The sequence below is a fragment of the Nocardia sp. NPDC051463 genome (assembly GCF_040681975.1).
Lineage (GTDB): Bacteria > Actinomycetota > Actinomycetes > Mycobacteriales > Mycobacteriaceae > Nocardia.
Map to the genome: position 1 here is coordinate 132806 of NZ_JBFBAB010000009.1, position 24877 is coordinate 157682.

Sequence of the window (24877 nt, forward strand, 5' to 3'; positions counted from 1 at the left end):
CAAATGTCGGAGATCTGACGGATGCGGGCGGGCCGGATCGTCAGTATTCGCCGGACGAGCCGTACCTCAGATCGACGCGTGTCAGACCGTTCCTGTTGGTAACGCCCAGCTTGGGAAAAGCTCGATAGAGATGGTGGGCAACAGTTTTGGGACTCAGCAACAATCGGGCGGCGATCTCCTTGTTCGTCGCGCCCGCCGCCGCAAGCCGCACCACCTGTAGTTCTTGCGGAGTGAGCAGCGCGGCCGGATCGGATCCGTTCGGCGCGGTCGCCTCGCCTGCCGCGCGCAGCTCGATGCGGGCCCGTTCGGCCCACGGCTCGGCATAAAGCCGCTCAAAGGTCCGCCACGCGCCGCGCAGCACCGAACGCGCCTTGGTTTTGGAGCGGTCGCGCCGCAGCCATTCGCCGTACAGCAGGGCGGTGCGAGCGTGGTCGAACCAGCGTTGTTCGGTGGCGTGCAGTTCCAGTGCGCGAGCGTACGCCTCTCCGTTGCCGTCGAGCATTCCGCGACAGCGCAGTAGATGCGCCTGGATCCATGGTGAATGGGTGGCCGCGAACCACTGTTCGAGTGCGGCGATCGGTTCCCGCGCGCGTTCCGGGCTGCGCAGTCGGACCGCCGTCTCGACGCGGTCGCTCATGAGATGAATCCATTGGCCTAGCGCGCGGTCCGGCCGCTCCCATAGTGCCTCGAACCGATCGATCGCCGCCTCGTAGCGACCGTAGCCGAGGTCGAGCAGTCCCAGTGCCCACTCGGCGTGTGCGATATCGATGGCGTTGAAGTCGGTACTCGCTTGGCACAGGGCATGTTTGGTGAGCTTGCGGCAGCGTTCTTCGTCGCCACTGATAGCGGCGATCACAGCCAGAATCGACTCCGCCTGGCCGACCCGGTTGGGTTGGTTCACCTCCTGCGCGATTCGCACGCCCTCGGTCAGCGCCGTCTCCGCTTCCCGGAAGTGGCCGAGCAACATCTCGACCGTCCCGAGGGCGCCATCGACAGCGGGCAGTGAGCCGTCCATCGCGAGCTCCCTGCATGTCCGAGCCAACTCGACCAAGATGTCGCGGGCGTCGTCGAGATCACCTGCGGCAGTCGCCTGGTTCGCCACCGCGACCAGTACCTGCGGCCTGCATGATGGCTGGGATCTGGTGTGCCGCACGTTCGTTCGAATGAGCCGCACTCCCGCGGCGTGGTCACTGGAATGCAGCGCGAGCAAGCCGTCCACCGAGGCGAGTAACGGCACACGCTGCTGTCCGAGATCGAGCTCGGCCATTGCTATCCGTGCGCTGGCCACCGCCGATAGATCCCCGGTCGTCCATGCCGCAGTGGCGGCGCCGATCAGCAGCCGGGCCGCATACTGTGGTTGCACGGAAGCGAGGTCCGCGGCGCCGTCGACAAGTAGTCGGTGTGCCGCGCGCAGCGAGCCGCGGTCGAATTCGACACGGGCTCGGACGATGGCCAATCGGGCCCGTTCCTCCGGCCGCGCATCCATCGAGTGGATCGTCTCATAGGCCAGTTCGAGGGCGCGCCGATGTTGGCCTGCGTCGAGGGCCGCTTCGGCGGCGGCGACCAGCCGGCGGGCCCGGGCGATCGGGTCGGGGCTGAGCCGGGCTGCTCGCTCCCATGCCGCGCCCGCGCATCCGGTGCGGGCGCCTGCGCGCCGCGCGACCGCCTCCAACGCGGCGGCAGCTGTTTCGTCGGGCCCGGTCGCGGCCGCGGCGAGATGCCAGGCCCGACGGTCGGGCTGGTCGGTGAGTGCCGCTGCGAGCGCCGCATGCACCGCGAGTCGCTGCGTGAACGGTGCGTTGCGGTACACGGCCGTCCGCTCGAGTGGATTCGGAAAATCGATCGATTGGTCCATCACGGTCACCACGCCGGACCGTTCGGCCGCCTCCAGTGCGTCGATCGTCAACCCGAGATCGGCGAGGACCCGCAACACCAAATCCAGATCACCGGTTTCCTCGGTGGCCGCCACCAGTACCGCTATCCGGGTGGTCTCCGGCCTTTCGACAACAGTGTTGCGACGATCGATCGGCGTCGCGGTCGCGCGGCCGCGCAGCTCTGTCGTCCGCGCGACCGTCAGTACTTCCCGGGTCGCGACACCCAGGGGTCGCAGTCGTATATAGGGCAGGCAGTGCCCGGAGAACTCCGGCCGTCCTGCCAGCAGGATCGCGATCCGTTCGTGTCCGAGGCGCCGCGTGACCGACAGCAGCACCTCGATCGTTGGCTGGTCGAGCCAGTGCGCATCGTCGATCAAGCACAGCACCGGTTGGGTGTTCGAGAGCTCCGCGAGCAGCGACACCGTGCCGACGGCGACCTGCGTGCGGTCGGCCGCCTGTGGTGTGTCGAGCACCTCGACAACGGCGCGCAGTTCCGCACACTGTTGCCCCGGGAGCCTGTCGACATGACCGATAGCGGGCGCCAGCAGCAGTCGCAGGCCGCCGAATGGCAGCTCCGGTGCGTTCTCGATACCCGCGCAGCGCAACACCAGCCAGGAATTGCCTGCCATTCTGGCCGCGAGATCCAGCAACGCGGACTTTCCCGCGCCCGGTTCGGCGACGATCAACGTGGCAGCGCTTTGTCCCGCCGCGGCGCCGTTCAGCAGTGCCCGGATCTGTAGCTGTTCTTCGACCCGGCCATATAACACGCGATCTAAAGTAGCTGGCCCACAATGCTTCCGAACCCCCAATCTTGGTGGCAAACCCAAGAATGGGTAAAGGCTTCGAACCTCGTCGCGGGCGCGACCCGCGGGCCGGATGGCCAGGTCTGACTGCCTGCTGGGCCGGACCCGGCTTACCCTGGACGCCATGACGAACCGGGATGACCCCTGGGCGCAGCGGCCGGAGGATGCTCCGACCGAGCATCTGGGTAATCCGGACAAGTCCGGATTCGAGCAGCCTGCGCACACGACGGAGTACACCGAGGCATACGGCCACGGTGCGGGCCCGACGTATCCGTCCACCGAGCAGTTCGATCCGTGGACGCCGCCGCCGGTGAACGCCACCCGCGAGTTCCCGCCCTACGACAACCAGTGGGGCGCTTACGAGAGCAACTACGGCCAACAGTGGGCCGATCCGACCCTGCAGGCCAACCACGCCGTGCCGGGCCAGGGTGGCATCGCCCCGCCCGGTCCACCGCAGCCACCCAAACGGAACACGGGCCTGTGGATCGCGCTCACGCTCGGCATCGTCGCGCTGGTCGCGGTGCTCGGCGTTGTCGCTGGGCTGATGCTCGGCGGTGACGACTCGGCATCGCCGAGCGCCGCGAGCACTTCGACGCTGCCGGGCCCGGCCAGAGCGACGGGCACACCGAGGTCGGGTCAGTCCACCGCGACGATCCCCAGCATCCCCGGGCTCGGCAAGGTCGACGAACTCGGCGCGACCATGGGCACCATCACCGCCAACAACGGCGGCACCCTGACCCTGAATACGATGACGGGCGGCTCGGTCACCGTGCGCACCGACGCCAACACTCAGGTGATCTCGCTGTCCGCGGTCAAAGCCGCCGATCTGCCCGTCGGTGACATGGTCGTCATCCAAGGCGACAAGGCCGCGGACGGGTCGATCCAGGCCAGGATCATCATCAGCACCTCGTTGCCGGGAGGACCGAGATGAGCGACCCGATACGACGAGTTCCTCGCATGGCTCGGCCCGGCGCGGGGCCAATGTCGGACTCCGTCCGACTCGGACGATTAGGCTAGACGGCGATGACGGCATTGTGGTTCGGGTTGGCGGCGATCGCGCTGGTAGGTGCGATCGTGCTGCTCTATTTCGATCGGGTCCAACGACAGCGGACCGGTCATGCGCGCCAGGTCTGGGCGAAAGCCCAGGGATACACGTATGTGTCGGTGGAACCGGCACTCGCGTCGACCTGGCGCCGTGGCGCGTTGGCCAAGCTCGGCTACCTCTCCGCGGTGGACGTGGTGTCCGGTATCCGCAAGGGCGAGAAGTTCGTGCTCTTCGATCTGGAGGACGCGGCGACGTTGGTCGCGGTGCGGCGGCAGATCGGCTCGGATATCGACGTCGACATGCGGCTCAAGACCGCGTCACCGCCCAAGGACGCCGACCTGGAACTACTCGGCGCCATCGGTGACCGGGTGGTTTTCGCGACCAATCCGGAAATCGCCAGGCATGCCGTCGACCAGCGGATGGTCGCCTTCATCGAGACGCTGCCCGACACGGTGCAGATGCTGTGGAGCGAGGGCAACTGGACACTCGGCATGCTGAATGTCGGTACCGCCGCGCGGGATTGGGAAACCACCATCGACGCGGTGCTGCGACTTTCCGGTCTGCTGCACGTGTTGCCGCCGGTCAGCGATGTGCTGGGAATGGACTCCGGCGACCACGACCCAGGCCGCCCGCACCCGCGTACCCGCACGCGTCGTGACGAGCCCGGCGAGCGTGGTGAGCGTGGTGAGCCGGATGGTCCGATCGGGGCCGGCCGCGTGGCGTCGCCCGAGGTGAAGAAGGGCGCTGACTCCTACGACGATTCGGCATACAGCGATTCGTCGTACGAGGACGAGGATTCCGAGTACGACGATTCCGAGTACGAGCAAACAGGCTTCGACAAGTCCGGATACAAGAAGCCGAGCTATTCCGCTGCCGCCTACGACGATCCGGACGGGGACGAGGAGCCCGCGCAGCGCGCACCGGCACCGGCGGCTGCGGCCGTCCAAGACCCGCCGCGCAGCAGACCGTCGCTCGCGGTGGTGCCCGACGCTCGTTCCCGCTCACGTGAAGACCGCTGGTCGGCCGACGACCAGGCGCCGCACCCCACCGCGGAGGCCGACGACCCGTGGCCACCGATCGATGAAGCACCGGAGCAGCCCGGTGGCCCCTTCCATCCGGGATTCCGCCCATACCAGGGACCTGTGCCGCAGTGAGCGGCTGTCACAGATTGCGCAGACATGACCGATAGTCCTGTTCCCGCGCGCCTGCCCGGCGCGACCCGTCCTGTCGCGCTGATCACCGGACCGACCTCCGGTATCGGGCACGGGTACGCTGTGCGACTTGCCTCACTCGGCTACGACCTGGTGCTCGTCGCCCGCGACGAGCAGCGCCTCGCCGGGCTCGCGGCGGAACTGGAACGGAAGTTCGCCACCCGTTCGGAGGTGCTCGCCGCCGACCTGTCCGCCGCCGCCGATCGTGAGCGGGTCGCTGCGCGAGCGGCCGAAGGTGTCGAATTCCTGGTCAACAACGCCGGATTCGCGCATTCCGGGGAGTTCTGGACGTTGGCGCCGGAGCAGCTACAGGCGCAGCTGGATGTCAACGTCACCGCGGTGCTGCAGCTCACCAGGGCCGCGCTGCCGTCGATGATCGCCGCGGCGAAGGGGTCGATCGTCAACGTGGCCAGCGTCGCCGGTCTGATCCCGGGACGCGGCTCGACGTATTCTGCGTCGAAGGCCTACGTCGTATCCTTCACCGAAGGGTTGGCGGGCGGACTGGCCGGAACCGGTGTTCGGATCCAGGCCTTGTGCCCCGGCTTCGTGCACACCGAGTTCCATCAGCGAGCCGGTATCGAGATGTCTTCGCTGCCGAAACCGTTGTGGCTGAGTGTCGATCAGGTTGTCGCCGGTTCGCTGCGTGATCTGGAGAAGGACCGGGTGCTCAGCGTGCCCGGTGTGCAGTACAAGGCACTCACCACGGTCGCCGGAATGATCCCGCGAACCCTGGCAGCCCGAATGAATCGCGGCCTGTTCAACGCACGCGGAAGGACTTAGGCATGGGCGGTCGGGCCCGGAGTCGGCAGCGCATGCGTAACCACGGAGGGCCCCGCCCATGCCAGAAAGGAACACAGACATGATCGACCAGGCAACAAGCAATGACGCAGTGATCGAGGCCGCCGGATCCGACCGAGACAGGTTGGCCGCGCTGGTGCGCGAACTGGCGGTCGTGCACGGCCGCGTGACCTTGTCTTCGGGCAAAGAGGCCGATTACTACGTCGACCTGCGCCGCGCCACCCTGCACCACAGCGCGGGACCGCTGATCGGCAAGCTGCTGCGCGAGCTGGTGGCCGACTGGGACTTCGAATCCGTCGGCGGACTGACCATGGGTGCCGACCCGGTCGCACTGGCCGTGATGCATGCGCCGGGGCGCCCGATCAACGCCTTCGTCGTGCGCAAGGCCGCCAAGACGCATGGCATGCAACGCCAGATCGAGGGCCCGGACATTGTCGGCAAGCGGGTACTGGTTGTCGAAGACACAACCACGACCGGAAACTCGCCGCTCACCGCCGTGCGGGCGCTACGTGACGCCGGTGCCACGGTGGTCGGGGTCGCGACGGTCGTCGACCGCGAAACCGGGGCCGACCAGATCATCGCCGCCGAAGGGCTGGAGTACCGGTCTATCCTCGGATTGAAGGATCTTGCCCTCGGTTAAGCTGCGTTTGCGGGCCCGGGTCGGGTTCGGACTTCAGCTGGGAGCGACGAGCGACCGATAACGAGCCAACGCCGCGACCCGATATACGGAACGTATACGCCGAGCGCAGCGAGGCGGTCGGAGACAGTGAAGGGTCGTGTGGGTTACCTGTGGTGAGCATTGCAGTCAACAAGAGTCGTGAGAACGTCGCGATGCTCGGTATCGGTGCCTATCGCCCCCAACGCGTGGTCAGCAATGAAGAGGTGTGCGAGGTCCTCGACTCCACCCCCGAGTGGATCTACGAGCGTACCGGCGTCCGCAATCGCCGCTGGATCAGTGGCGAGGAGACCCTGCAGTCGATCGCCGCGGCGGCGGGCGAGCGCGCGATCGTCAACAGCGGTATCGATCGTTCCAAGATCGGCGCCTTGATCTTTGCCACCTCCAGCTGGCTGACGCTGACCCCGCACGGCGCCCCGAAGGTCGCCAACGACCTGGGGATGAACGGGATCGCGGCCTTCGACCTGACCTCCGGATGCGGTGGTTTCGGCTACGGCCTCGGTGTCGCCGCCGACCTGATCCGCGCCGGCTCGGCCGACTACGTGCTGCTGATCGGCGCCGAGACGATGACCGTCGGACTCGATCCGACCGACCGCGGCACCGCGATGATCTTCGGTGACGGCGCGGGCGCGGTGGTGGTCGGTCCGAGCGAGGAGAACGGCATCTCCCCGACGGTGTGGGGCAGCGACGGCGAGAACGCGGCCGCGATCGCGCAGGACGTCGATTTCCTCGAGTACATGCAGCGGGCGCAGGCATTGCAGGGCACCGACCCGGCTGTCGATCCGGTCGGCCGGATGTCGCTGCGGATGGAAGGCCCGCGGGTATTCCGTTGGGCGGCGGTCACTTTGCCGCGTGCGCTGTCCACCGCGCTGGAGATGTCCGGTGTCGCCAAGGAGGACATCGAGGTGTTCATCCCGCACCAGGCCAACGCCCGCATCAACGAACTGATGAAGAAGAACCTCGGGCTCGCCGACGACATCCCGGTGGCCAACGACATCGAGAACACCGGGAACACCTCCGCCGCGTCGATTCCGCTCGCGATGGAAGAGATGCTGGTGACCGGTAAGGCCAAGGGCGGCCAGACCGCGCTGCTGCTCGGCTTCGGTGCGGGTCTGAGCTATGCGGGCCAGGTGGTCACCCTGCCGCCCGCTCCGACCGAGCCGAGCTTCTAGTGTCCGATCGGCGCGAACTACCGCGGGGCCCGTCCCGGGTTGTGCGGCCGTTTCGGGCCGGCTTCCTTGTCGCGGCGGCGGTCACCGTGTACGGGGCTGTCACCGGGCGCGAGAAGCTCCAATGGCTCGCCAAACCGTTGCTGATGCCGCTGCTCGCGGCGGATGTCGCGCTCGACGGTGCGGAGTTGGAATCCACCGACCGAGCCCTGTTGCTGGGGTCGCTGGGCGCCGCGACGGTCGGGGACATCCTGTTGATCGATCCGGACAACGATCGTCGGCTGATCGCGGGCGCTTCGTCGTTCGCGCTGATGCAGACCGGGTACTCGGCACTGTGGTGGCGTCGCGGTGGGCGACCGCACACCGCGGTGGCCGTGCCGCGACTTCTTGCCTGGCTCGGTGCGGGCGCGCTGCTGCGGGCGAAGGCGCCCGGTGTCGCCGCGCCGCTGACGGCCTATGGCGCGACGTTGGGGACCGCTGCCGTGCTCGCCTCCGATCCCGATGTGGCACCGTACGCGAAAACCGTTGCCGGAGTGAATGTCCCCGGTGCCGACCCACGTAGCCGGCTCGGTGTCGGTGCGCTGCTGTTCACCGTTTCCGACGGGTTGATCGTGCTGCGCCGGCTCTTCGCGCGCGGCGAGCGATCTCGTCGCGTCACCGAAGGCGTCATTCTGTCCACCTACGCCGCCGCGCAGTACCTGCTCGCCGACCCGAGGGCGCACGCGAGAGTGGCTGTCGCGGTACCGGAATGAGTCAGAGGACCAGAATGATGCGGTCCCGGTTCTGTGGATCGACCCGGATCGAGATGGTCTCGCCCACCGCGAGCCGCGGCCTGTCGGCCGGGGTCACATCGAAAACAATCGTCCCCCGGTAACTTGCGGACCCGGGCACGGTGAGTTCCAGATCGAATTCGGTGAGCTCGGTGTGGTGATCGGTGGGGCGCAGCGGATGCGCTCCCTCGATCGTCGCCCAGCCCTCCAGGCCGTGCCGCCACAGCCGCCGATCCGCCCGCGACGGCCGCACGGCCAGCATCATCCCGATGCCGACGCACGATCCGAACAGGCCGACGAGCGCGATGATCTGATAGGGCTCGGTTCCGGGCGGGGTGTGCGGCAATAGCCAGCCCAGCCACAGCCCGAGCAGCATCAGGTACCCGGCGGTTACCCCGAGCACCGTGCGGAAGATGCGCGCGTGGTCCATACCAGCCTCCACCCAGACTGTCCTGCCCCTCCAGGATAGGACGTCGCGCTCGGCTGTGAACGCGCCTTGACGAGACTCGGCGGACCCTTGCGGGAGCGTAGACGTCTCGATGGTGTTGCCCTTTTCGGCCCCTGATCTGTGGTCCGACCAGCTCCGGCGGACCGATCCGAAGTCGTTCGGTCGGTCCGCCGAGCATTCCGGCGTCTTCCGGGCGATCAGCCTTTCAAGCGCAGTACCGCGAGCACGCGGCGGTGATGAGTATCCGACGGCGGAAGATCGAGTTTGGTGAAGATATTGCCGATGTGCTTTTCCACGGCACGCTCGGTGACCGTCAGCGTCCCGGCGATCGCATTATTGGACAGGCCCTGCGCCATCAATTCGAGGACCTCCCGTTCCCGTGGCGTGAGCCTGGACAGCGAATCCTGCTGTCTGGATGCACCCATCAATTGACTCACCACCTCGGGGTCGAGCGCGGTGCCACCAGTGGCTACCCGGTTCAAGGCGTCGATGAAGTCGCGCACATCGGCGACCCGGTCCTTGAGCAGATAGCCGACACCGCTGGCTCCGCCCGCGAGAAGTTCGGTGGCGTAGCGGGTTTCGATCCACTGGGAGAAAACCAGCACCCCGGTCATCGGGTACTTCCTGCGCAGCTCGATTGCGGCGAGTAGGCCCTCGTCGGTGAAGGATGGCGGCATGCGCACGTCCACCACGGCGACATCGGGATTGTGGGTGCCGACCACGTCGCTGAGCGTGCTCGCGTCACCGATCATGGCGACCACTTCGTGGCCGCGCTCGGTGAGCAGGCCCGCGAGTCCGTCACGCAGGATCGCGCTGTCTTCGGCGATCACGACGCGCAATGGCGTGCCGGTCGGTGGGATGGTCATTGCGGCCCGGCTTTCGGTAGCAGGATGGTCACCGCGGTGGGTCCGCCCGTCGGGCTCTGCACGGTGAGGGTGCCGTCGACGGCGCGCGCTCGCGCCGCCAGGCCCGCGAGTCCGCTGCCCGTGGTGTGGTCGCCCGCCGCGGGCGGCAGTACCCCGCCGATTCCGTTGTCGCGCACGGTGACCGCGATGGTTCGAATGTCGGTCGGCACCACCGAAACCCAGATGCGTTCGGCATGGGCGTGTTTGATCACATTCGTGAGCAGTTCGGCGACCGAGAAGTAGGCGATCGCCTCGATGGCAGGGTGCGGCCGTTGCGGCAGAACAACCCGCAGCTCCACCGGAACCGCGCAGCGCGCCGCCAGGGTCTCCAGGGCGGGCGCCAACCCGAGTTCCAGTGCGGGCGGATGGATTCCGCGCACGAGTTCGCGTAGTTCGGTCAACGCCTCTTTGGAACTGGCACGCGCGTCGGCGATCAGATCGGCGGGGTCACCGCCCATGGCCAGCCGCTCCTCGGCCCGCCCGAGCGCCATGGCGATGGTGACCAAGCGTGCCTGGGTGCCGTCGTGCAGATCCCGCTCCACCCGGCGCAGCGTATCCGCAGCGTTCTCGACCGCGGCTTTCCGGCTCGCCTGCAGTTCGGCGACCTGAGTATCGCGCGCCGTTGCGGCGAGCAACGTGACCGTGAGCGCGCGGTGCAGCAAACAGGTGCCACGCAACAGCCACGGCAGGGCGAAGCAACCGAGGATGCCGATCGCTGAGAACAGCAGCACCCTGGGCCAGGTGTCGATATAGAAAGAACCGAACTGCGCGAGCGAATGATGCTCGACGCCGTTGTCGTCGACATTCGTCGGGTGCAACAGCACCCACGGAATGGGCGAGATCGCGGTGAACAGCACCACCGCTATCACGACGAGCACGAGATAGCCGACGCCGACGCCGAGCACGGCTTGGGCGAACAGGAACAGGATGGCCCGCCAGCCGGCCCGATCGGTGAAGGCGCTCTTCAAGAATCCGAACACCCCCGGCCGCGGTGCGAACCGCGGCGGTGCGACGACCGGTGTGCCGAGCAGGTCCTTGCCTAGTGCGCGATAGATCCGGCCCCAGGTCCGCCCGCCCAGGATCACCAGCGCGAGCACCCACAACCCGATGAGGAAGATCAAGGCGTACAACCCGCCGAGGAAGCCGAAGAACACATACACGACGGCGACGCAGCCGAGCACGAATGCCGTGAAGACGTAGGCGAATTCCTTCCAGGTCTGCGCTTCGATCGGTGCCCGCAGCACCGCGCGAAGCACTTTCTGGGCGGCAGGTCGGCCGGGTGGCCCGGTCGGCACGGCCAGCACGAGGGTCGGATCGACGTCTGTCTCGGTCATGGCTCCATGGTTGTCGGGGCGGCCGTGGGATTCGATGGAGCTGTCCGCCGAATGGATGGTGTAGCCAGCTACACCCACTACCATCCACGCATGAGTTACCCGCCACCGCCGCCGCAGTACGGCTATTCACCTTATGGCTATGGCCCGCCGCGGGAACATCCGCAGGCCACCCTCATCTTGATTCTCGGCGTCCTCGGTCTGGCGTTCTGTCAGGTGCTCGGACCGGTCGCATGGGTGATGGGCAAGAAGGCGCTCAACGAGATCGACGCCTCTGGCGGCACGATGGGCGGACGCAGCACTGTCATGGTCGGCTACGTGTGCGGCATCATCAGCTCGGTGATGATCATCGTCGGCCTGCTGTTCGTGGTGTTCTTCGTGGTTCTCGGCGTCACCGGCGTGCTCGACTCCAGCTCGAGCTATTGAGCCGGGCGTGTATCCGCCTCGTGTGACGGCGGTGTCGCGACCGGAATTAGCATCATCCGAGTGAATGACCCAGTGCCGGGCACCTCGGAGCAGGAGCCGCCAGGACCCACCGAGTGGGGCGAGCATCCGCACGGTGTCGGCCCCTGGGCCGACGAGCACACCGAACCGCCGCCGGAGGATCCGCGCTTCGACAAGGAGCTGCTCGCGGGCGGCGACCGCCGCAATGTGGTCGACGCCTACCGTTATTGGACGCGCGAGGCCATCATCGCCGATATCGATCGGCGCAGGCACCCGTTCCACGTGGCCATCGAAAACTTCGGGCACGACGCGAATATCGGCACCGTGGTGCGCACCGCGAACGCTTTCGCCGCGGCCGCCGTGCACATTGTCGGCAGGCGGCGGTGGAATCGCCGCGGCGCCATGGTCACCGACCGCTACCAGCACATCGAACATCACACCGATGTGGCCGAGCTGCTCGCCTACGCCGCGCGCGCGGATCTCACCGTGGTCGCGGTGGACAACACCCCTGGCTCGGTGCCGCTGGAAACCGCGGTGCTGCCGCGCCGTTGCCTGCTGCTTTTCGGGCAGGAAGGCCCCGGTGTCACCCAGCATGCGAAGGACGCGGCGGTCATGACGGTCTCGATCGCCCAGTTCGGTTCGACCCGTAGTATCAATGCGGGCGTCGCGGCGGGGATCGCCATGCATGCATGGATCTGTCAACATGCCGATTTGGCCTCAGCTTGGTAACGAAAATAGGCGTAAAAACCGGCGTCCAACTGGCACCATTGATCTATGACATCGCGGAGCCCGCAGACCGGGCAGGGCACGGGTGGGGACAGAGCAGCACCGACGCCCGCGGTGTGGTCGGAGCGCGCCGACATGGCGGAGTCCGCGATCGTCTCGCGCCACTTGCGCGCACTGTGGGCTTGTCCCGGAACGGAATTGGGCGTGGTCGGCTGGCCCGCGACCAAGCGCGAGCGAACCTTCGCCTCCTGGCACTACTGGTGGCAGGCGCATCTGATCGACTGCGCGACCGACGCGGCCAACCGGGTGCCGACCCCGGCGCGCCGGCAGCGTATCGGTGCGATCGCGCGCTCGCACCGCATCCGTAATATCACCGGCTGGACCAATAACTATTACGACGACATGGCCTGGCTCGCCATCGCGCTGGAACGTGCCGAGCGCACCCAGGGCATCACCGAGGCGCGCCGCGCGCTCGTGGCGTTGGAGAAGGAGCTGTACGGCGCGTGGGATCCGGACCGCGGCGGCGGCATCCCGTGGCGCAAGCGATCGGACTACTTCAACGCACCGGCCAACGGCCCCGCTGGTATCGCACTGCTGCGCCTCGGCAGGCACGCGCGGGCCCAGGAGATGGCCGACTGGCTCGACGAGACGCTGCGCGATCCGGAGACCGGCCTGATCCTCGACGGAATCCATGTGTCCTCCGGCGAAATCGAGCGTCCGATGTTCACCTATTGCCAGGGCGTGGTGCTCGGTTTGGAGACCGAGCTCGCGATACACACCGGTGAGCCGAGGCACGCCGAACGGGTGCACCGGCTGCTCACCGCGGTCGAGGAACACATGACCACTCGCGGTGTGATCAACGGTGGCGGTGGCGGTGACGGCGGGCTGTTCAACGGGATCTTGGCCCGCTACCTCGCGGTGGTCGCCGTGATGCTGCCCGGTGACGATCGCGAGCAGGTCGCCGCTCGGCGTGACGCGGCCGCGATCGTGCGGGCCTCGGCCGCCGCGGCCTGGGCGAACCGGCTCGATGTCGAGGGTGAGCCGCTGTTCGGTCACGACTGGAGCAAACCGGCCCAGTTGCCCGGTGGTAGATCCGGTGCCGGGCATTTCACCGCGGGCGGTTCGGTGACCTCGTCGCGGGTCCCTGAGCGTGATATGTCGGTGCAGCTATCGGGGTGGTTGTTGATGGAGGCTGCCTACCAGGTCAGCGCCGCCGGGCTCTAGACGGCTGCCGCACCGGCGGCCCGGGGCTACTCAGATCGGGCTCAGCTCTCGGATTCGAGCATGCACGCGGGAGCGGATTCGAGATCGAAGTCCTCGGCGGGCTTACGCATCTCCTGCCGATAGTGCCGGATACCGAGCACCGTCCCGATGACCAACCCGACCACCAGCGTGCCGATGACGCCGGGCATCAACCACGGCACCCGCTCCAGGAAACTGCCCGCGTAATAGCCGATGAGCAGCAGCACCGGCGCCCAGATGATCGCGCCGATCGTGCTCGCCACGGTGTATTTGCGGTGGTTCATCCCGGCTGCGCCCGCGACCATCGGGCACAGCGTGCGCACCCACGGAATCCAACGAGCGATCAGCACCGCGAGGAACCCGTGCTTCTGCAACAGCTCGGTGACCCGTTGCAGATTGCGAGTGTTGATGTACCTGCCGTTTTTCCGCGCGACCAAATGGTGGCCGGTGCGGTGCCCGATGACATAACCCACCTGGTTGCCCGCGATGGCGGCGAGCATGGTGCCCACCGACAGCGCCCACACCTGAGTCTCGCCGGAGGCGTGCCCGGCCATCACGATGCCCGCGGTGATCAGCATCGAGTCGCCGGGCAGGAACAGCCCGATGATCACCGCGCACTCGATGAAAACGAAGGTCAGCACCACTGTCCAGACGAGCGCGGGGCCCGCCGAGGTCAGCGGATCGAAATTGCCCACTGCTAGGGGCAAAGGTGCCACCGACACCGGCTCAGTGGGTCGGCTCGTTCGCCGAGGCCGCCAACTCGGCGTCGGGCAGCGGAGCCTCGTCCTTGTTCAGCAGCCGCTTCGCCACCGCGAAGACGCCGGGCAGCACCGAGATCAGCACGATGAGCAGGAAGATCGCCTCGACGTGGTTTTTGATGAAGGTGACATTGCCGAGGAAGTAGCCGAGCACCGTCACGCCGCCGCCCCACAGGATGGCGCCGACGATGTCGAAGGCGACGTACTTGCGGTAGTCCATCTTGGAAACGCCCGCCAGCACCGGCATGAACGTCCGCACGATCGGCACGAACCGCGCGAGGATGATCGTCTTCGGCCCGTGCTTCTCGAAGAATTCATGCGTCTGCGTGACGTAGTGCTTCTTGAAAAACCGGCTGTCTTCCTTCTGGAACAGCGCAGGACCGATCGTCCGGCCTATCCAGTAGGCGCACTGATCACCCGCGAAGGCGGTGATCGCAACGGCGGGCACCAGGATCCAGATCGATACCGGATTCGGTGTCTGCGCGGCGAGCAGACCACCGGTGAACAGCAGCGAATCGCCGGGCAGGATCGGGAACAGCAGCCCGGTCTCGATGAAGACGATGACCAGAATTGCTGGAAGAACCGCGTTCTTCAGCCACGTCTCGGTGAGCAGATGCATCGGATCCAACAGCTGGGTCAGCGCAACATTGCTTACCGATTCTGTCGCTGCGAGCAGAATCACGCGGCCTCCTGTCCGGGTACGGCTGGCCAACTTGCTAATCGTCACGCGGGTTGTGTCACCGCGTCGGTAGCTGCCAGCGCAATTACGCGGCCCACAGTACCGGGTTCAACTGAGAATGCTCTATTGAATCTGGAGCGCCTGCGGCGCTGGTGTGTTTTTGGCCGCGGCGTGTTCGCGGCCCCCTTGGTCTCGCGGCCGAGCGGCCGAGACTCGCGACTGCGTCGCATGCACTTCGACCACTCGGCCGCGAGACGGGCCGCGAACGGTCGCTCGTAAGACTCGCTCCGTGGTGGGTGGGGTGGGGACGGGCCCTTTGGGCGCATTGTCTTGCCCGTGAAACATCGCGAAACGTCGCTGGCCTACTCTGTGGCCTGACAGAATTGTCTATTGCCGCACAACACGGAGGTCTTCACAGTGCCCATCGCGACTCCGGAGGTCTACGCCGAGATGCTCGGTAGGGCCAAAGCGAACTCCTTTGCCTTCCCTGCCATCAACTGCACCTCCTCCGAGACCGTCAACGCGGCCATCAAGGGCTTCGCCGACGCGGGCAGTGACGGCATCATCCAGTTCTCCACCGGTGGTGCGGAATTCGCCTCCGGCCAGGGTGTCAAGGACATGGTTGTCGGCGCGGTCGCGCTGGCGGAGTTCGCGCACGTGATCGCCGCGCGCTACGACGTGACCATCGCGCTGCACACCGACCACTGCCCCAAGGACAAGCTGGACACCTTCGTGCGTCCGCTGATCGCCATCTCCCAGGAACGGGTGAACGCGGGGCAGAACCCGCTGTTCCAGTCGCACATGTGGGACGGTTCCGCGATCCCGATCGACGAGAACCTGGAGATCGCCAAGGAGCTGCTCAAGGCGTGCGCCCAGGCGAACATCATCCTCGAGGCGGAGATCGGCGTCGTCGGCGGCGAAGAAGACGGAGTCGAGGCCGAGATCAACGACAAGCTCTACACCTCGCCTGAGGACTTCCAGAAGACCATCGACGCGCTCGGCGCGGGCGAGAACGGCAAGTACCTGCTCGCCGCGACCTTCGGCAATGTGCACGGTGTCTACAAGCCGGGCAACGTGGTGCTCAAGCCCGAGGTGCTGGCCGAGGGCCAGCGGGTGGCCGCAGCCAAGCTCGGTCTCGCCGCCGACGCGCAGCCCTTCGACTTCGTCTTCCACGGCGGATCGGGCTCGCTGAAGTCGGAGATCGACGACTCGCTGCGGTACGGCGTCGTCAAGATGAACGTCGACACCGACACCCAGTACGCCTTCACCCGTCCGGTCGCCGGTCACATGTTCACCAACTACGACGGTGTGCTCAAGATCGACGGCGAGGTCGGCAACAAGAAGGTCTACGACCCGCGCAGCTACCTGAAGAAGGCCGAGTCCGCCATGGCGGCACGTGTTCTCGAGGCGTGCAATGATCTGAAGTCCGCGGGACGATCGATCAGCGCCTGACCCGCTCAACCCCCCGGGGGCTCCCAGCTCATGAGTCTTGATGTGCGTGTGCTCGGGCCCGTTCGGCTGCTCGTCGGTGGTGAGCCGGTGGCGGTCGGCGGGCCCAAGCCGCGGGCGCTGCTTGCCGCGCTCACGGTGAATCGGCGGCGCGCGGTGGCTTCTGCCGCGTTGGCCGACATGGTGTGGAACGAGGATCCGCCCGATTCCTACGCCGCGAGCCTGCAGGTGTTCGTCTCGAATATCCGTAAGGCGCTACGTAATTCGGGTGTGGATCCGGCCATGGTGCTGCGCACCGAATCATCGGGCTATCGCCTCGAAATTGCCGAGGACGCCTGCGATCTCGGCCGTTTCGAGGCGGCCAGGGATGCGGGTGCACGCTGTGCGGAGGTTGGCGATCACACCGGCGCCGCGCAGTTGTTCGGTACCGCGCTGCGTGAGTGGAGTGGTCGCGCACTGGCCGATCTGGCCGGATTGCAGTTCGCCGACGGTTTCGCCACCGCGATGGACGAGGAGCGGCTGCAGGCCGCCGCGGCGCGCATTGATGCCGAAATCGCCTGTGGACGAGCGTCTTCGGTGATCGGTGAGCTCGTCGCCATGACGACCGAGCATCCGTTGCAGGAGCCGCTGTGGGGGCAGCTGATCACCGCGCTGTACCTGTCCGGTCGGCAGGCCGACGCGCTCGACGCCTGCCGCCGGGTACGCGGGGTGCTCGCCGAGGAGCTCGGCATCGATCCCGGCCCGATGCTGGTCGATCTCGAGCAGCGGGTGTTGCGTCAGGAACCACTCAACACAATCGAACTCAAGCGCACCGAGCGAATGGCCGCGGCGATGACCGAGACGGTCACCGAGATGCCGCGCGCGGTACGCAGCGGCCAGCTGCGGATGGCCGACGGCCGGGTGCTCGCGATCGGCCACGGCGGTTTGCGGATCGGTCGGATGACCGACAACGACTTGGTGCTGGAGGATCCCAAGACCAGCCGTTACCACGCGCACATCATGCCGAGCCGGGCCGGCCTGCTGATCAAGGACCTGCATTCGGCCAACGGTGTCTTCGTCAACGACGAGCCGATCGAGACCGGCGCCCTGCTGGCCGACGCCGACATCATCCGAATCGGCACCACACTCCTGGTGTTCCAGGCCGTTCAGTAGTCGCAGGCGACCCCGTCGCCATCGGGGTCGAGATGCGATGCGTACCCCGGCATCCCCCGATACAGCGGCAGCCTGCCCTCGGCCCGCGCCTGATCGCAGTTCGTGTAATACCAGGGCTGCTCCTGCGCCGGCTCCTTCGGCGGCGGCACATTGTTCCCTTTGGGCCCCGGCCGATAACTCGGTATCGGATGTGAATCATCCGGCCCGGATCTGGCGGAGGCCTGCGGCGGATCGGCAGCGGCGGTCGGCATGAGCGCCGACCCGCCCGCCAACAGACAGGCGGCGCCGAGTGCGGCGGCCCCGTGGCGGTGGATCAGTGAGATATTCACGCCATCCATCCTGCGCCGAATCCGGCGTGCGCGCCTGATGCTTCGGTCGGGGTGTAGTGGCCAGGTAGGTCTCCCGAGGGAAGCCAGGAGTTCGCACACGCTGGCGGACAGCGGATTTCCACGCGGACCGTTGCGCGATGGGATTGTCAGTTGGTGTGGGCCGCGGGTGTCTGCTCGACGAGGGCGGCGGTGGCGCGGTCGAGGAATTCGCAGAACAGCTTGTGCTCGTCGGGGGTGAATCGGTCGGTGAGAGCACGTTCGAGCACGATGACTTCCTGGTAGGCGTGATCGAGCAGGTCGAGGCCTGCCGCGGTGGGGCTGGCGATCATGACTTTCGCATGCTGGGGAGACGGTTTGCGTTCGATGACCCCCTTGTTCTGCATCCCGGTCAACACGGTGGCCATGCTCTGCTGGGTGACTCCGCACGCGCGGGCCAGCTGGGCACCGGACATGCCGTCCTCCCGGGACAGCGTCAGTAGCACCGCGTACTGGGTCATGGTCAACCCGTAGCCACGCAGCACCGCTTCGTGGTGGGCCATCAACGCCTGCTCGGCGCGACGGATCCGGGTGCACACGTATTCCTCTACGGGCACATCCATCATGTCACAACTCCCTAAGTTGACTCAATTACCTGATAATGTTTTAGTTCTGAGTATCAGGATACTGAGTCGACACAGAAGGTTGAATGTGATGAAGGCTGTTGTGTTAGGCGCCGACGACCAATTCCACCTCTCCGAGGTGGCCGAGCCCGTGCCCGGGCCGGGCGAGGTCGCGATCCGGGTCGCCTACGCGGGGGTGCAGTACGGGGACGTGCTGGTACGTGCAGGGCATTTCCCGATCCCGCGCCCGTTCGTGCCGGGCTTCGAAGCGGCCGGTGAGATCGTCGCGGTCGGCCACGGCGTGGCCGAGGCGCGGATCGGTGAGCAGGTGATCGCGCTGATCGGCGGGGGCGGTTACGCCGAGGTGGTGATCGCGCCTGCCGGGCTGGCGATCAATGCCGCCGGGGTCGGCCTGCGCGAGGCCGCGGGGTTCGGGTGGGTCGCGCCGACCGCCTACGACCTGATCAACTCGGTCGCCGGGGTGCGGGCCGGGGAAAGTGTCCTGATCCATGCCGCCGCCGGTGGTGTCGGCTCGTTGGCCGGGCAGTTCGCCGCAGCCGCGGGCGCGGAGCGGATCGTCGGCGTGGTCGGCAATGCCGGACAGGTCGATTACGCGCGCCAGTTCGGCTATCACGAGGTGCTCGTGCGGGAAGAGTTCCCCGATGCGCTGGGCGAGGAGAAGTTCGATGCGATCCTCGATCCGATCGGTGGCGCTACCCGGGTCGCGAATCTGGCACGGTTGGCGCCGCACGGCCGGATCGTGGTCTACGGCAACATCGCCACCTTCGAACCGGTCACGGTGTCGGCCAACGACCTACTGATGCAGGGCCAATCGCTGCTGACCTACAACAGCAACCTGGCAAGCCGGACCAACCCGAAGCGGTTGGCCGACAGCGCCGCCCGCGCCATGACCCTGGTCGTCGACGGGTCGGTGCGCATCGACATCACTGCCGAATACGCCCTCGCCGACGTCGAGACCGCGATCGCCCACCTGGCAGAGGGAGCGACCCGAGGCAAAAGCATCGTCCGCGTCGGGTGAGTCCCGGTCGCCGATCCGGCCGGGATTCCCCGGTCGCGTCCCGCGCTGGATCGGTCACCGCGCTGCCTGTGATGAGCCGGCCCCCCGCCAGCCGCTTCCGCGCCATCGGTGGTGTTTCCTACCTGCCGCGAGCCGGCTACCCGCCAGCCGCTTCCGCGCCGGTGGTGTTTCCTACCTGCCCGCCGACAACGAAGAAACCATTGCCGCAGATCAGCTCTACACCGAAGACAGGGCCACGACAGTGACATCGAGTCGGCGCGAATACCTTCGGCGATCGGAATGTCGCGCATGGCTGATCGGGTATGCCGGGTATGGTCGTCGGCTGGTGGCGGGTACTCCGAGCGATGTCGAGGGGTGGCTATGGCTGGGCGACTGGTAGCTGTACTCGGTGCTGTCGTGGTGGGGGCGGGGGTGTTGGTGTGCGCCGAGCGGGCTGCTGTGGCAGTGCCAGAGGCGAGCGCGGTAGGAGTCGGGCCGTGCGTGAGTGATCCGGTGGCCACCCATGAGCCGCTGATGCCGAAGACAATCGAGGTGCCGATTCCGTATCCAGTGGTCACCGTGCTTCCGCCGCAGCTGCCCGCGCCTGCGCCCAGGCGGGTCGTGATGGAACTGCCCGCCGATCCGTGCACCAATCCGTGTCCGGATCTCACCGACGGGCCGGTGCCGCCGCCCGGTCTGGCCAGTCGGCTCGGGATTCCGGAAGTTCTGTTGAGCCTCAAGCCTTTCCATTTCGGGGTTCCCGGACCGGGACCGCAACCGGGGCCCGTGCCGTCGCCGCCCGCTCGCGTCGATCCGCCGACCGAGCCCGCCGCGCGAACACCGCAGCGGCGTGCGCCGCGAGTCGGTGCGGTGCGCGAGGTGGCCAAGCAGACCGGTGCGAACTCGGTCAACCGCACCGACAAGCGGTGGCAGGTGGACGGGACCGACCTCGGCATCATGTGGGAGAGCGCACCGGGGGAGATCGCGACCGCCTTCGGTGACACGATCGGGCGCGGGTTCCACCCGCCCGGTGGGATGGGCCCGGACTGGCGCAGCAATGTGCTGGCATTCAGTACCGATCGGGATCTCTCCGACGGCATGACCTACGACCGGATGGTGACCGACGATCGCTGCCACGCAGCCGAAGTACTGTCCAGTCGCAAGCTCGACAATGTCGAGGTGACCACGATTCCGACCTCCGGATTCGCCATCGGTGACCGGCAGTACCTGAGCTACATGGCCATTCGTACCTGGAACAGCATCCCGGGCACCTTCTTCACCAACTACGGCGGCATCGCCTACTCCGACGATCACGGCCAAACCTGGACCAAGGACCCGCACGCGCGCTGGGACAACATCTTCGGCCTCGCGAACTTCCAGGTCAGCGCGATGGTCCCGCACGGCGACCACGTCTATGTGTTCGGCACGCCCAACACCCGCCTCGGCGCCGTCGGCGTGGCCAGGGTGGCGAAGGAGCAGATCCTCAACACCACCGCATATCAGTATTGGCGTGACGGGCAGTGGACACCGGTCGGCGGATTCGCCTCCGCCACTCCGATTGTCGACGCGCCGGCCGGCGAGTTATCGGTCCGTTTCGACGCGGCCCGAAACATCTGGCAGATGAGCTATCTCGACACCGCGAAGGCGGCCGTTGTTCTCCGCGAATCGGATTCACCGCAGGGTGAATGGTCCGAGAGCACGCCCACCGTGACGGTCCTGGATTACCCGGAGCTCTACGGTGGCTTCATCCACCCATGGTCCTCTGGCTCGGACTTGTACCTCAATGTGTCGACCTGGAGCGATTACAACGTCTATCTCGTGCACGCCACGATGGACTGAGTCGCGCGAAAAAGCTTGCTTCTCAGGCGAATCGGATCTCCGCAATGGCGCGCCCGAAGAGCTTGCGCCCCTCTGAGGTGCCCGCCATCATGACCGTCGCGGTCCGCCGCGCCGGATTCAAGGACTTGATCTTGCCGCTGAATTCGATGGTGCTCGGCGCATCGCTCGTCACCGGAACGAACCCGGAGAATCGCACGCTGAACTTCTCGATCGCGGTCGGATCGCCGACCCACGAGGTCAGGTAGCCGGAGGCAAGACCCATGGTGAGCATCCCGTGCGCCACTACGGTCGGCAGCCCGGCCAGCGTTGCGGCCTGCTCGCTGAAGTGGATCGGGTTGGGATCACCCGAGACCCCCGCATAGTTGGCCAGATCGCCACGAGTCACCTCGGCGGTAGCCGCCGGGAGTTGATCGCCGACCGACAGCAGGTCGAAGTCGGGCAGGCTGGGCATGAGCGCGCTCGGCGGCGACAGGCGCGCAGGCTCGGCGGCGTCGGTGCCGAGGGAGATCAGTGAGCTCTTGGCCGCCGCGACGCTGGTCGACGGGACGGCGTGCATCACGATGCTCTCCACCGTCTCGGCGATATTCGCGTCGACCTCGACGCCGCGACGCGCGACGATCGTGGTCGATCCGGTCTGCACGACCGCACCGTGCTGGTCGGTCAGCGCGAAGCCGACCAGGATGAAATCGTTGTCACCGAACTGCCGGATCGAGTCGATCACGACCTCGGTGGTGAGCCGGTCGCCCGCGAGGATCGGCCGCACGATCTCGAAGACCTGGTCGGTCTGCAGGATCTGGGAGAGGTCGTATTCGGTGAGCACGGAATCGAGCAGCGCCCGTGTCGCGGTGATGCCGATGACCGAGGAGAAGGTCGGCGGCGCGATGATGCCGGCATAGCCCAGCTTGCGCGCATCCGGCTCCCGCAGGTGCGCGCCGTGCTGGGCCTGGACGGCACGCGCGAATTCGCGGACCTTCTCCCGGCCTACTACGTAGTGGTCGCGGCTGCGGAATCGTCGTCCAGCCAGCGTCGGTGTCTGCGCCACAACATCCGATTCCGGGTGTGCGATTGTCTGTTCCGTGCCCATGATCCGGGCCATGCTACTGGCGAACCGGTCCCTTGACCAGGTCAATGTGACGTCCGGCACCACCCGAATGTGCTCGCGCTATGGCGTCGCCGTCGGCGGGTCGCAGACCTTCCAGCCGTCGTCGGTGCGTTCCAGATCGAAGGTTCGCGCCGATCGCTTGGCGGGATCCGCCTCGGTGTAGACGGTGGCCTGGGCGATCGCGGTGTTGTCGGTGATCCGGATCGCGTCGACGTTGTCCACCACCGGAATGTTCTTGCGCTCCACCGACAATTGGTGCACACCCGCGAATTGATCGGTCGGGATGTTTTTGTAGAAATCGTGCAGCGGACCGCACGTGGTGTCGCGCAGCGATGCCAGGTCACCGGTCTTCAAGGCCCGGGTGTAGTCGGTGATGGCACTGCGGACCTTGGCTTCCGGAGTGTTGTTGCGGGAATTGTTGATCAGCACCACCGCCAATGTGATAAGCGCCACGACGAGGAGGGCCGCCGCGGCGAGCACCGAGGTGGGCCAACGTTTCGAGCGTCCGGCTGGTGCCCCAGGTTCGGCGGCAGCCGGGCCAGGCTGCGGCTGAGCGGGCGGCATGATGCGCTGCGGTGGGGCGATCTGGCGCGGCTGCGGCGGGCGCGGGGCGGCGGGCGGGCCGGACAGCGACTGCGCAGGGCGGGTCACCTGCACATCTGCCGGTGACGGCGCCGAGTTGACTTGCCGTGGTGGGGCGGTCGGACGGGGTGCCGACGGCTGGGTCTGCTCGGTCGGCGGTGAACCGGGTGCGTTCTGCGGTGGTGCCGAAGAACCTTGCGCTGTGGGCTGTTTCGGGCCGGACGCGGGCCGAGGCGTACTCGGCGGCCGGGTGATCGGGGCCGGACGACCGGATGGTGACGGGACGCGGTCGGTGCCGGGTTTCCTGCCGGCCGCGGGAGGTTGCCTCCGCTGGGTCGCGTCGTTGTCGGCGCGCTTCTGGATCGGTATCGCCGTGGTCTTGGCGTCGTCGGCCGGGTTGGGGACGACCCGCATCGCGACGGTCTGCGCGTCGGCGCCCGCGATATTCGGCTCGTCGGGACCGGCGTCCTGTGGTTTGTCGGTCGCCGATTTGTCGGCGACCGGGGTCGCCGTCGGCAACGAAACAGTCTTGGCGTCGGCGGCCGCGATATCGGCGGGCGCGTTGCCGCCCGCGGGCTTGTCTGCCGGGGTCGCCCTGCGCATCACCACGGTTGCCGCGCTGGACTCGGCCAGCTCTGCCGCGGCGGCCGCGCGTTGTTGTCGGTCAGCGGTGGTCTCGGTGCCGGACCCGGATCGACCCGCCGCCGCGTCACGCTTGATCACCGCGGTTTCCGCATCGGGGCCTGCGGCGTCGGCCTGGGTCCGGCTCGCCGAGCTGTCGCCTCGGATAACGGTGGTTCGATCGTCACCACCGCTGCCGGCCTCGGAGGCGGACTTCGCGTCGGCAGCTGTGGGGCCGTCGGCTTCGGCGGACGCCGTGATGTTCGTGCCCGCGGCACCGGCCGCGGAGTGTGTCGGATGGCCGGGAACCGTCTCGGCATCGGGTGCGCCCGATGCCGCTGTGCCCGCCGCCGCACTGGAAGACGCCGCGCTCCCCGCGGATTTGCCGGACGCGGATTCGCCTGCGGTCTTGCCGGACGTGGATTCGCCCACGGCCCGGCCCGACGCCGATTCGCCCGACCTGATCGGTGTCGTTTCCGGCTCGGATTTCGGGTTCGCGTCCGCAGCTTTGCTGGAAGCGGCCGGGATCGGTGTGGTTTCCGGAGTTGTCCCGGCAGGCTTGCCCGACGTCGGAGCGTCGGGCCGGCCGGACGTTGCGGCGGCGGGTTCAGACGGTGTCTCGGGGGTTGATGCGGCCGGTGTCGCAGCAGACGGCGCGGACGGTGCGTCGATGGTTGGTGCCGACTGCGTTGCGGCGGCGGGTTCGGACGGTGTCTCGGTGGTTGGTGCCGACTGCGTTGTGGTGGCCGGTTCGGATGGTGTCGGGGGGGTCGGTGCGGCCGGTGTCGCAGCGGACGGCGCGGACGGTGTCTCGACGGTCGGTGGCGACTGCGTTGTGGTGGCCGGTTCGGATGGTGTCGCGGGGGTCGGTGCCGCAGCGGATGGTGGTGCTGACTGCGTTCCACCGGACGGCGCGGATTTCGCCGCGGGGGTTGATACGGCCGGTGTCCCCATGGGCGGCGCGGTCGTGGTCGCGGCGGCCGATGCCGTGGTGTCGGCGGCATCCTTCCCGTCATCGGATGCTTCGGACTTGCCCGACGTACCGGAGGCATCCGTGCGAGCCGAGGACCCCGACTGCTTCGCGGCGGCCGCGGTGGACAGTGGTTGGGTCGGTGCGGCGGTGGTGCCGCTCTGCGCGGTATCCGATGCGGATGTCCGTTCCGCGGGCGCGTCCGGGCGCGCGGCGTCCGCGGCCTGGTCGGCGGCACCAGCGCTACCTTGCGCCGGGTTTTTCTTGTCGGTCGGGTCGGACAACTGATACCCCTCGCTCACACGGAACTGTTGAACTCGACGGCCAGCCTAATGGG

At 67.2% G+C, this 24877-nt stretch carries 24 protein-coding genes; 14 read left to right on the forward strand and 10 right to left on the reverse strand.

Going from position 1 to position 24877, the window contains the following annotated elements; translation table 11 throughout:
• Window positions 1–40: 40 nt before the first annotated feature.
• Window positions 41–2641, reverse strand: a complete 2601-nt coding sequence (locus AB0M74_RS15170) for a LuxR C-terminal-related transcriptional regulator (RefSeq protein ID WP_364906874.1) — start codon at window positions 2639–2641, stop codon at window positions 41–43.
• Window positions 2642–2801: 160 nt separating this feature from the next.
• On the opposite strand from AB0M74_RS15170, the gene AB0M74_RS15175 reads away from it, so the two are divergent.
• From AB0M74_RS15175 to AB0M74_RS15200, 6 genes are all read left to right on the forward strand, one after another.
• Window positions 2802–3608 (forward strand): DUF5666 domain-containing protein, encoded by an 807-nt coding sequence (locus AB0M74_RS15175; protein WP_364906877.1) that lies wholly within the window; start codon window positions 2802–2804, stop codon window positions 3606–3608.
• 92 nt (window positions 3609–3700) lie between these two features.
• Window positions 3701–4876: a hypothetical protein gene (locus AB0M74_RS15180; protein WP_364906880.1), complete on the forward strand. Its 1176-nt coding sequence runs from the start codon at window positions 3701–3703 to the stop codon at window positions 4874–4876.
• A 24-nt stretch (window positions 4877–4900) separates the two neighbouring features.
• Complete coding sequence (locus AB0M74_RS15185) at window positions 4901–5713, forward strand: SDR family NAD(P)-dependent oxidoreductase (protein ID WP_364906883.1); 813 nt, start codon at window positions 4901–4903, stop codon at window positions 5711–5713.
• A 79-nt stretch (window positions 5714–5792) separates the two neighbouring features.
• A complete protein-coding gene (gene pyrE / locus AB0M74_RS15190; RefSeq protein ID WP_364906886.1) occupies window positions 5793–6371 on the forward strand; it encodes an orotate phosphoribosyltransferase in 579 nt (192 codons plus the stop codon).
• Window positions 6372–6520: 149 nt separating this feature from the next.
• Window positions 6521–7579 carry a beta-ketoacyl-ACP synthase 3 gene (locus tag AB0M74_RS15195; protein ID WP_364906889.1) on the forward strand — a complete coding sequence of 353 codons (1059 nt, stop codon included), beginning with the start codon at window positions 6521–6523 and terminating at the stop codon, window positions 7577–7579.
• Between the two features lie 41 nt (window positions 7580–7620).
• On the forward strand, window positions 7621–8328 hold the full coding sequence (locus AB0M74_RS15200; RefSeq protein ID WP_364906893.1) for a lysoplasmalogenase: 708 nt from the start codon (window positions 7621–7623) through the stop codon (window positions 8326–8328).
• Between the two features lies 1 nt (window position 8329).
• Here AB0M74_RS15200 and AB0M74_RS15205 read toward each other — a convergent pair whose 3' ends face one another.
• The 3 genes from AB0M74_RS15205 to AB0M74_RS15215 all read right to left on the reverse strand — a co-directional run bounded on the left by AB0M74_RS15205 (window position 8330) and on the right by AB0M74_RS15215 (window position 11033).
• On the reverse strand, window positions 8330–8776 hold the full coding sequence (locus AB0M74_RS15205; RefSeq protein WP_364906896.1) for a hypothetical protein: 447 nt from the start codon (window positions 8774–8776) through the stop codon (window positions 8330–8332).
• A 215-nt stretch (window positions 8777–8991) separates the two neighbouring features.
• Window positions 8992–9660: a response regulator transcription factor gene (locus tag AB0M74_RS15210; protein ID WP_364906899.1), complete on the reverse strand. Its 669-nt coding sequence runs from the start codon at window positions 9658–9660 to the stop codon at window positions 8992–8994.
• Complete coding sequence (locus AB0M74_RS15215) at window positions 9657–11033, reverse strand: sensor domain-containing protein (RefSeq protein ID WP_364906902.1); 1377 nt, start codon at window positions 11031–11033, stop codon at window positions 9657–9659. Before AB0M74_RS15215 ends, AB0M74_RS15210 begins: the two co-directional genes overlap by 4 nt.
• A 90-nt stretch (window positions 11034–11123) precedes the next feature.
• On the opposite strand from AB0M74_RS15215, the gene AB0M74_RS15220 reads away from it, so the two are divergent.
• From AB0M74_RS15220 to AB0M74_RS15230, 3 genes are all read left to right on the forward strand, one after another.
• Window positions 11124–11456 (forward strand): DUF4190 domain-containing protein, encoded by a 333-nt coding sequence (locus AB0M74_RS15220; protein WP_364906905.1) that lies wholly within the window; start codon window positions 11124–11126, stop codon window positions 11454–11456.
• Between the two features lie 60 nt (window positions 11457–11516).
• Complete coding sequence (locus tag AB0M74_RS15225; RefSeq protein WP_364906908.1) at window positions 11517–12203, forward strand: TrmH family RNA methyltransferase; 687 nt, start codon at window positions 11517–11519, stop codon at window positions 12201–12203.
• 132 nt (window positions 12204–12335) lie between these two features.
• Window positions 12336–13424: a glycoside hydrolase family 76 protein gene (locus AB0M74_RS15230; protein WP_364907142.1), complete on the forward strand. Its 1089-nt coding sequence runs from the start codon at window positions 12336–12338 to the stop codon at window positions 13422–13424.
• 41 nt (window positions 13425–13465) lie between these two features.
• Here AB0M74_RS15230 and AB0M74_RS15235 read toward each other — a convergent pair whose 3' ends face one another.
• Complete coding sequence (locus AB0M74_RS15235; protein WP_364906911.1) at window positions 13466–14149, reverse strand: DedA family protein; 684 nt, start codon at window positions 14147–14149, stop codon at window positions 13466–13468.
• Between the two features lie 19 nt (window positions 14150–14168).
• Window positions 14169–14819 carry a VTT domain-containing protein gene (locus tag AB0M74_RS15240; protein ID WP_364907145.1) on the reverse strand — a complete coding sequence of 217 codons (651 nt, stop codon included), beginning with the start codon at window positions 14817–14819 and terminating at the stop codon, window positions 14169–14171.
• 477 nt (window positions 14820–15296) lie between these two features.
• Between AB0M74_RS15240 and fbaA the strand changes: the two genes are divergently transcribed.
• Together fbaA and AB0M74_RS15250 are read left to right on the forward strand one after the other, a co-directional pair.
• Complete coding sequence (gene fbaA / locus AB0M74_RS15245) at window positions 15297–16331, forward strand: class II fructose-bisphosphate aldolase (protein WP_364907148.1); 1035 nt, start codon at window positions 15297–15299, stop codon at window positions 16329–16331.
• A gap of 30 nt (window positions 16332–16361) precedes the next feature.
• Window positions 16362–17480, forward strand: coding sequence for a BTAD domain-containing putative transcriptional regulator (locus AB0M74_RS15250; protein WP_364906914.1), 1119 nt, complete (start codon window positions 16362–16364; stop codon window positions 17478–17480).
• Here AB0M74_RS15250 and AB0M74_RS15255 read toward each other — a convergent pair.
• Window positions 17474–17809, reverse strand: a complete 336-nt coding sequence (locus AB0M74_RS15255; RefSeq protein WP_364906916.1) for an excalibur calcium-binding domain-containing protein — start codon at window positions 17807–17809, stop codon at window positions 17474–17476. The two genes, AB0M74_RS15250 and AB0M74_RS15255, sit on opposite strands and share 7 nt — an antisense overlap.
• A 146-nt stretch (window positions 17810–17955) precedes the next feature.
• Window positions 17956–18411: a MarR family transcriptional regulator gene (locus tag AB0M74_RS15260; protein ID WP_364906919.1), complete on the reverse strand. Its 456-nt coding sequence runs from the start codon at window positions 18409–18411 to the stop codon at window positions 17956–17958.
• Between the two features lie 88 nt (window positions 18412–18499).
• On the opposite strand from AB0M74_RS15260, the gene AB0M74_RS15265 reads away from it, so the two are divergent.
• Together AB0M74_RS15265 and AB0M74_RS15270 are read left to right on the forward strand one after the other, a co-directional pair.
• Window positions 18500–19447, forward strand: coding sequence for a zinc-binding alcohol dehydrogenase family protein (locus AB0M74_RS15265; protein ID WP_364906922.1), 948 nt, complete (start codon window positions 18500–18502; stop codon window positions 19445–19447).
• Window positions 19448–19807: 360 nt separating this feature from the next.
• Window positions 19808–21265, forward strand: a complete 1458-nt coding sequence (locus tag AB0M74_RS15270) for a DUF4185 domain-containing protein (RefSeq protein ID WP_364906925.1) — start codon at window positions 19808–19810, stop codon at window positions 21263–21265.
• Window positions 21266–21287: 22 nt separating this feature from the next.
• Here AB0M74_RS15270 and AB0M74_RS15275 read toward each other — a convergent pair whose 3' ends face one another.
• A complete protein-coding gene (locus AB0M74_RS15275) occupies window positions 21288–22349 on the reverse strand; it encodes a fused (3R)-hydroxyacyl-ACP dehydratase subunits HadA/HadB (RefSeq protein WP_364906928.1) in 1062 nt (353 codons plus the stop codon).
• A 78-nt stretch (window positions 22350–22427) separates the two neighbouring features.
• Window positions 22428–24002 carry a hypothetical protein gene (locus tag AB0M74_RS15280; RefSeq protein ID WP_364906931.1) on the reverse strand — a complete coding sequence of 525 codons (1575 nt, stop codon included), beginning with the start codon at window positions 24000–24002 and terminating at the stop codon, window positions 22428–22430.
• Between AB0M74_RS15280 and AB0M74_RS15285 the strand changes: the two genes are divergently transcribed.
• Window positions 23980–24828, forward strand: a complete 849-nt coding sequence (locus AB0M74_RS15285) for a hypothetical protein (RefSeq protein ID WP_364906934.1) — start codon at window positions 23980–23982, stop codon at window positions 24826–24828. The two genes, AB0M74_RS15280 and AB0M74_RS15285, sit on opposite strands and share 23 nt — an antisense overlap.
• Window positions 24829–24877: the final 49 nt, after the last annotated feature.

Excerpts from the sequence above, each read along its gene's own strand:
- AB0M74_RS15175 (WP_364906877.1), top strand. The coding sequence starts at position 2,802 with ATGACGAACCGGGATGACCCCTGGGCGCAGCGGCCGGAGGATGCTCCG.
- AB0M74_RS15180 (WP_364906880.1), top strand. The coding sequence starts at position 3,701 with ATGACGGCATTGTGGTTCGGGTTGGCGGCGATCGCGCTGGTAGGTGCG.
- AB0M74_RS15185 (WP_364906883.1), top strand. The coding sequence starts at position 4,901 with ATGACCGATAGTCCTGTTCCCGCGCGCCTGCCCGGCGCGACCCGTCCT.
- pyrE (WP_364906886.1), top strand. The coding sequence starts at position 5,793 with ATGATCGACCAGGCAACAAGCAATGACGCAGTGATCGAGGCCGCCGGA.
- AB0M74_RS15205 (WP_364906896.1), bottom strand. The coding sequence starts at position 8,776 with ATGGACCACGCGCGCATCTTCCGCACGGTGCTCGGGGTAACCGCCGGG.
- AB0M74_RS15210 (WP_364906899.1), bottom strand. The coding sequence starts at position 9,660 with ATGACCATCCCACCGACCGGCACGCCATTGCGCGTCGTGATCGCCGAA.
- AB0M74_RS15215 (WP_364906902.1), bottom strand. The coding sequence starts at position 11,033 with ATGACCGAGACAGACGTCGATCCGACCCTCGTGCTGGCCGTGCCGACC.
- AB0M74_RS15220 (WP_364906905.1), top strand. The coding sequence starts at position 11,124 with ATGAGTTACCCGCCACCGCCGCCGCAGTACGGCTATTCACCTTATGGC.
- AB0M74_RS15230 (WP_364907142.1), top strand. The coding sequence starts at position 12,336 with ATGGCGGAGTCCGCGATCGTCTCGCGCCACTTGCGCGCACTGTGGGCT.
- AB0M74_RS15240 (WP_364907145.1), bottom strand. The coding sequence starts at position 14,819 with ATGCATCTGCTCACCGAGACGTGGCTGAAGAACGCGGTTCTTCCAGCA.
- AB0M74_RS15250 (WP_364906914.1), top strand. The coding sequence starts at position 16,362 with ATGAGTCTTGATGTGCGTGTGCTCGGGCCCGTTCGGCTGCTCGTCGGT.
- AB0M74_RS15260 (WP_364906919.1), bottom strand. The coding sequence starts at position 18,411 with ATGATGGATGTGCCCGTAGAGGAATACGTGTGCACCCGGATCCGTCGC.
- AB0M74_RS15265 (WP_364906922.1), top strand. The coding sequence starts at position 18,500 with ATGAAGGCTGTTGTGTTAGGCGCCGACGACCAATTCCACCTCTCCGAG.
- AB0M74_RS15270 (WP_364906925.1), top strand. The coding sequence starts at position 19,808 with ATGGCTGGGCGACTGGTAGCTGTACTCGGTGCTGTCGTGGTGGGGGCG.
- AB0M74_RS15275 (WP_364906928.1), bottom strand. The coding sequence starts at position 22,349 with ATGGGCACGGAACAGACAATCGCACACCCGGAATCGGATGTTGTGGCG.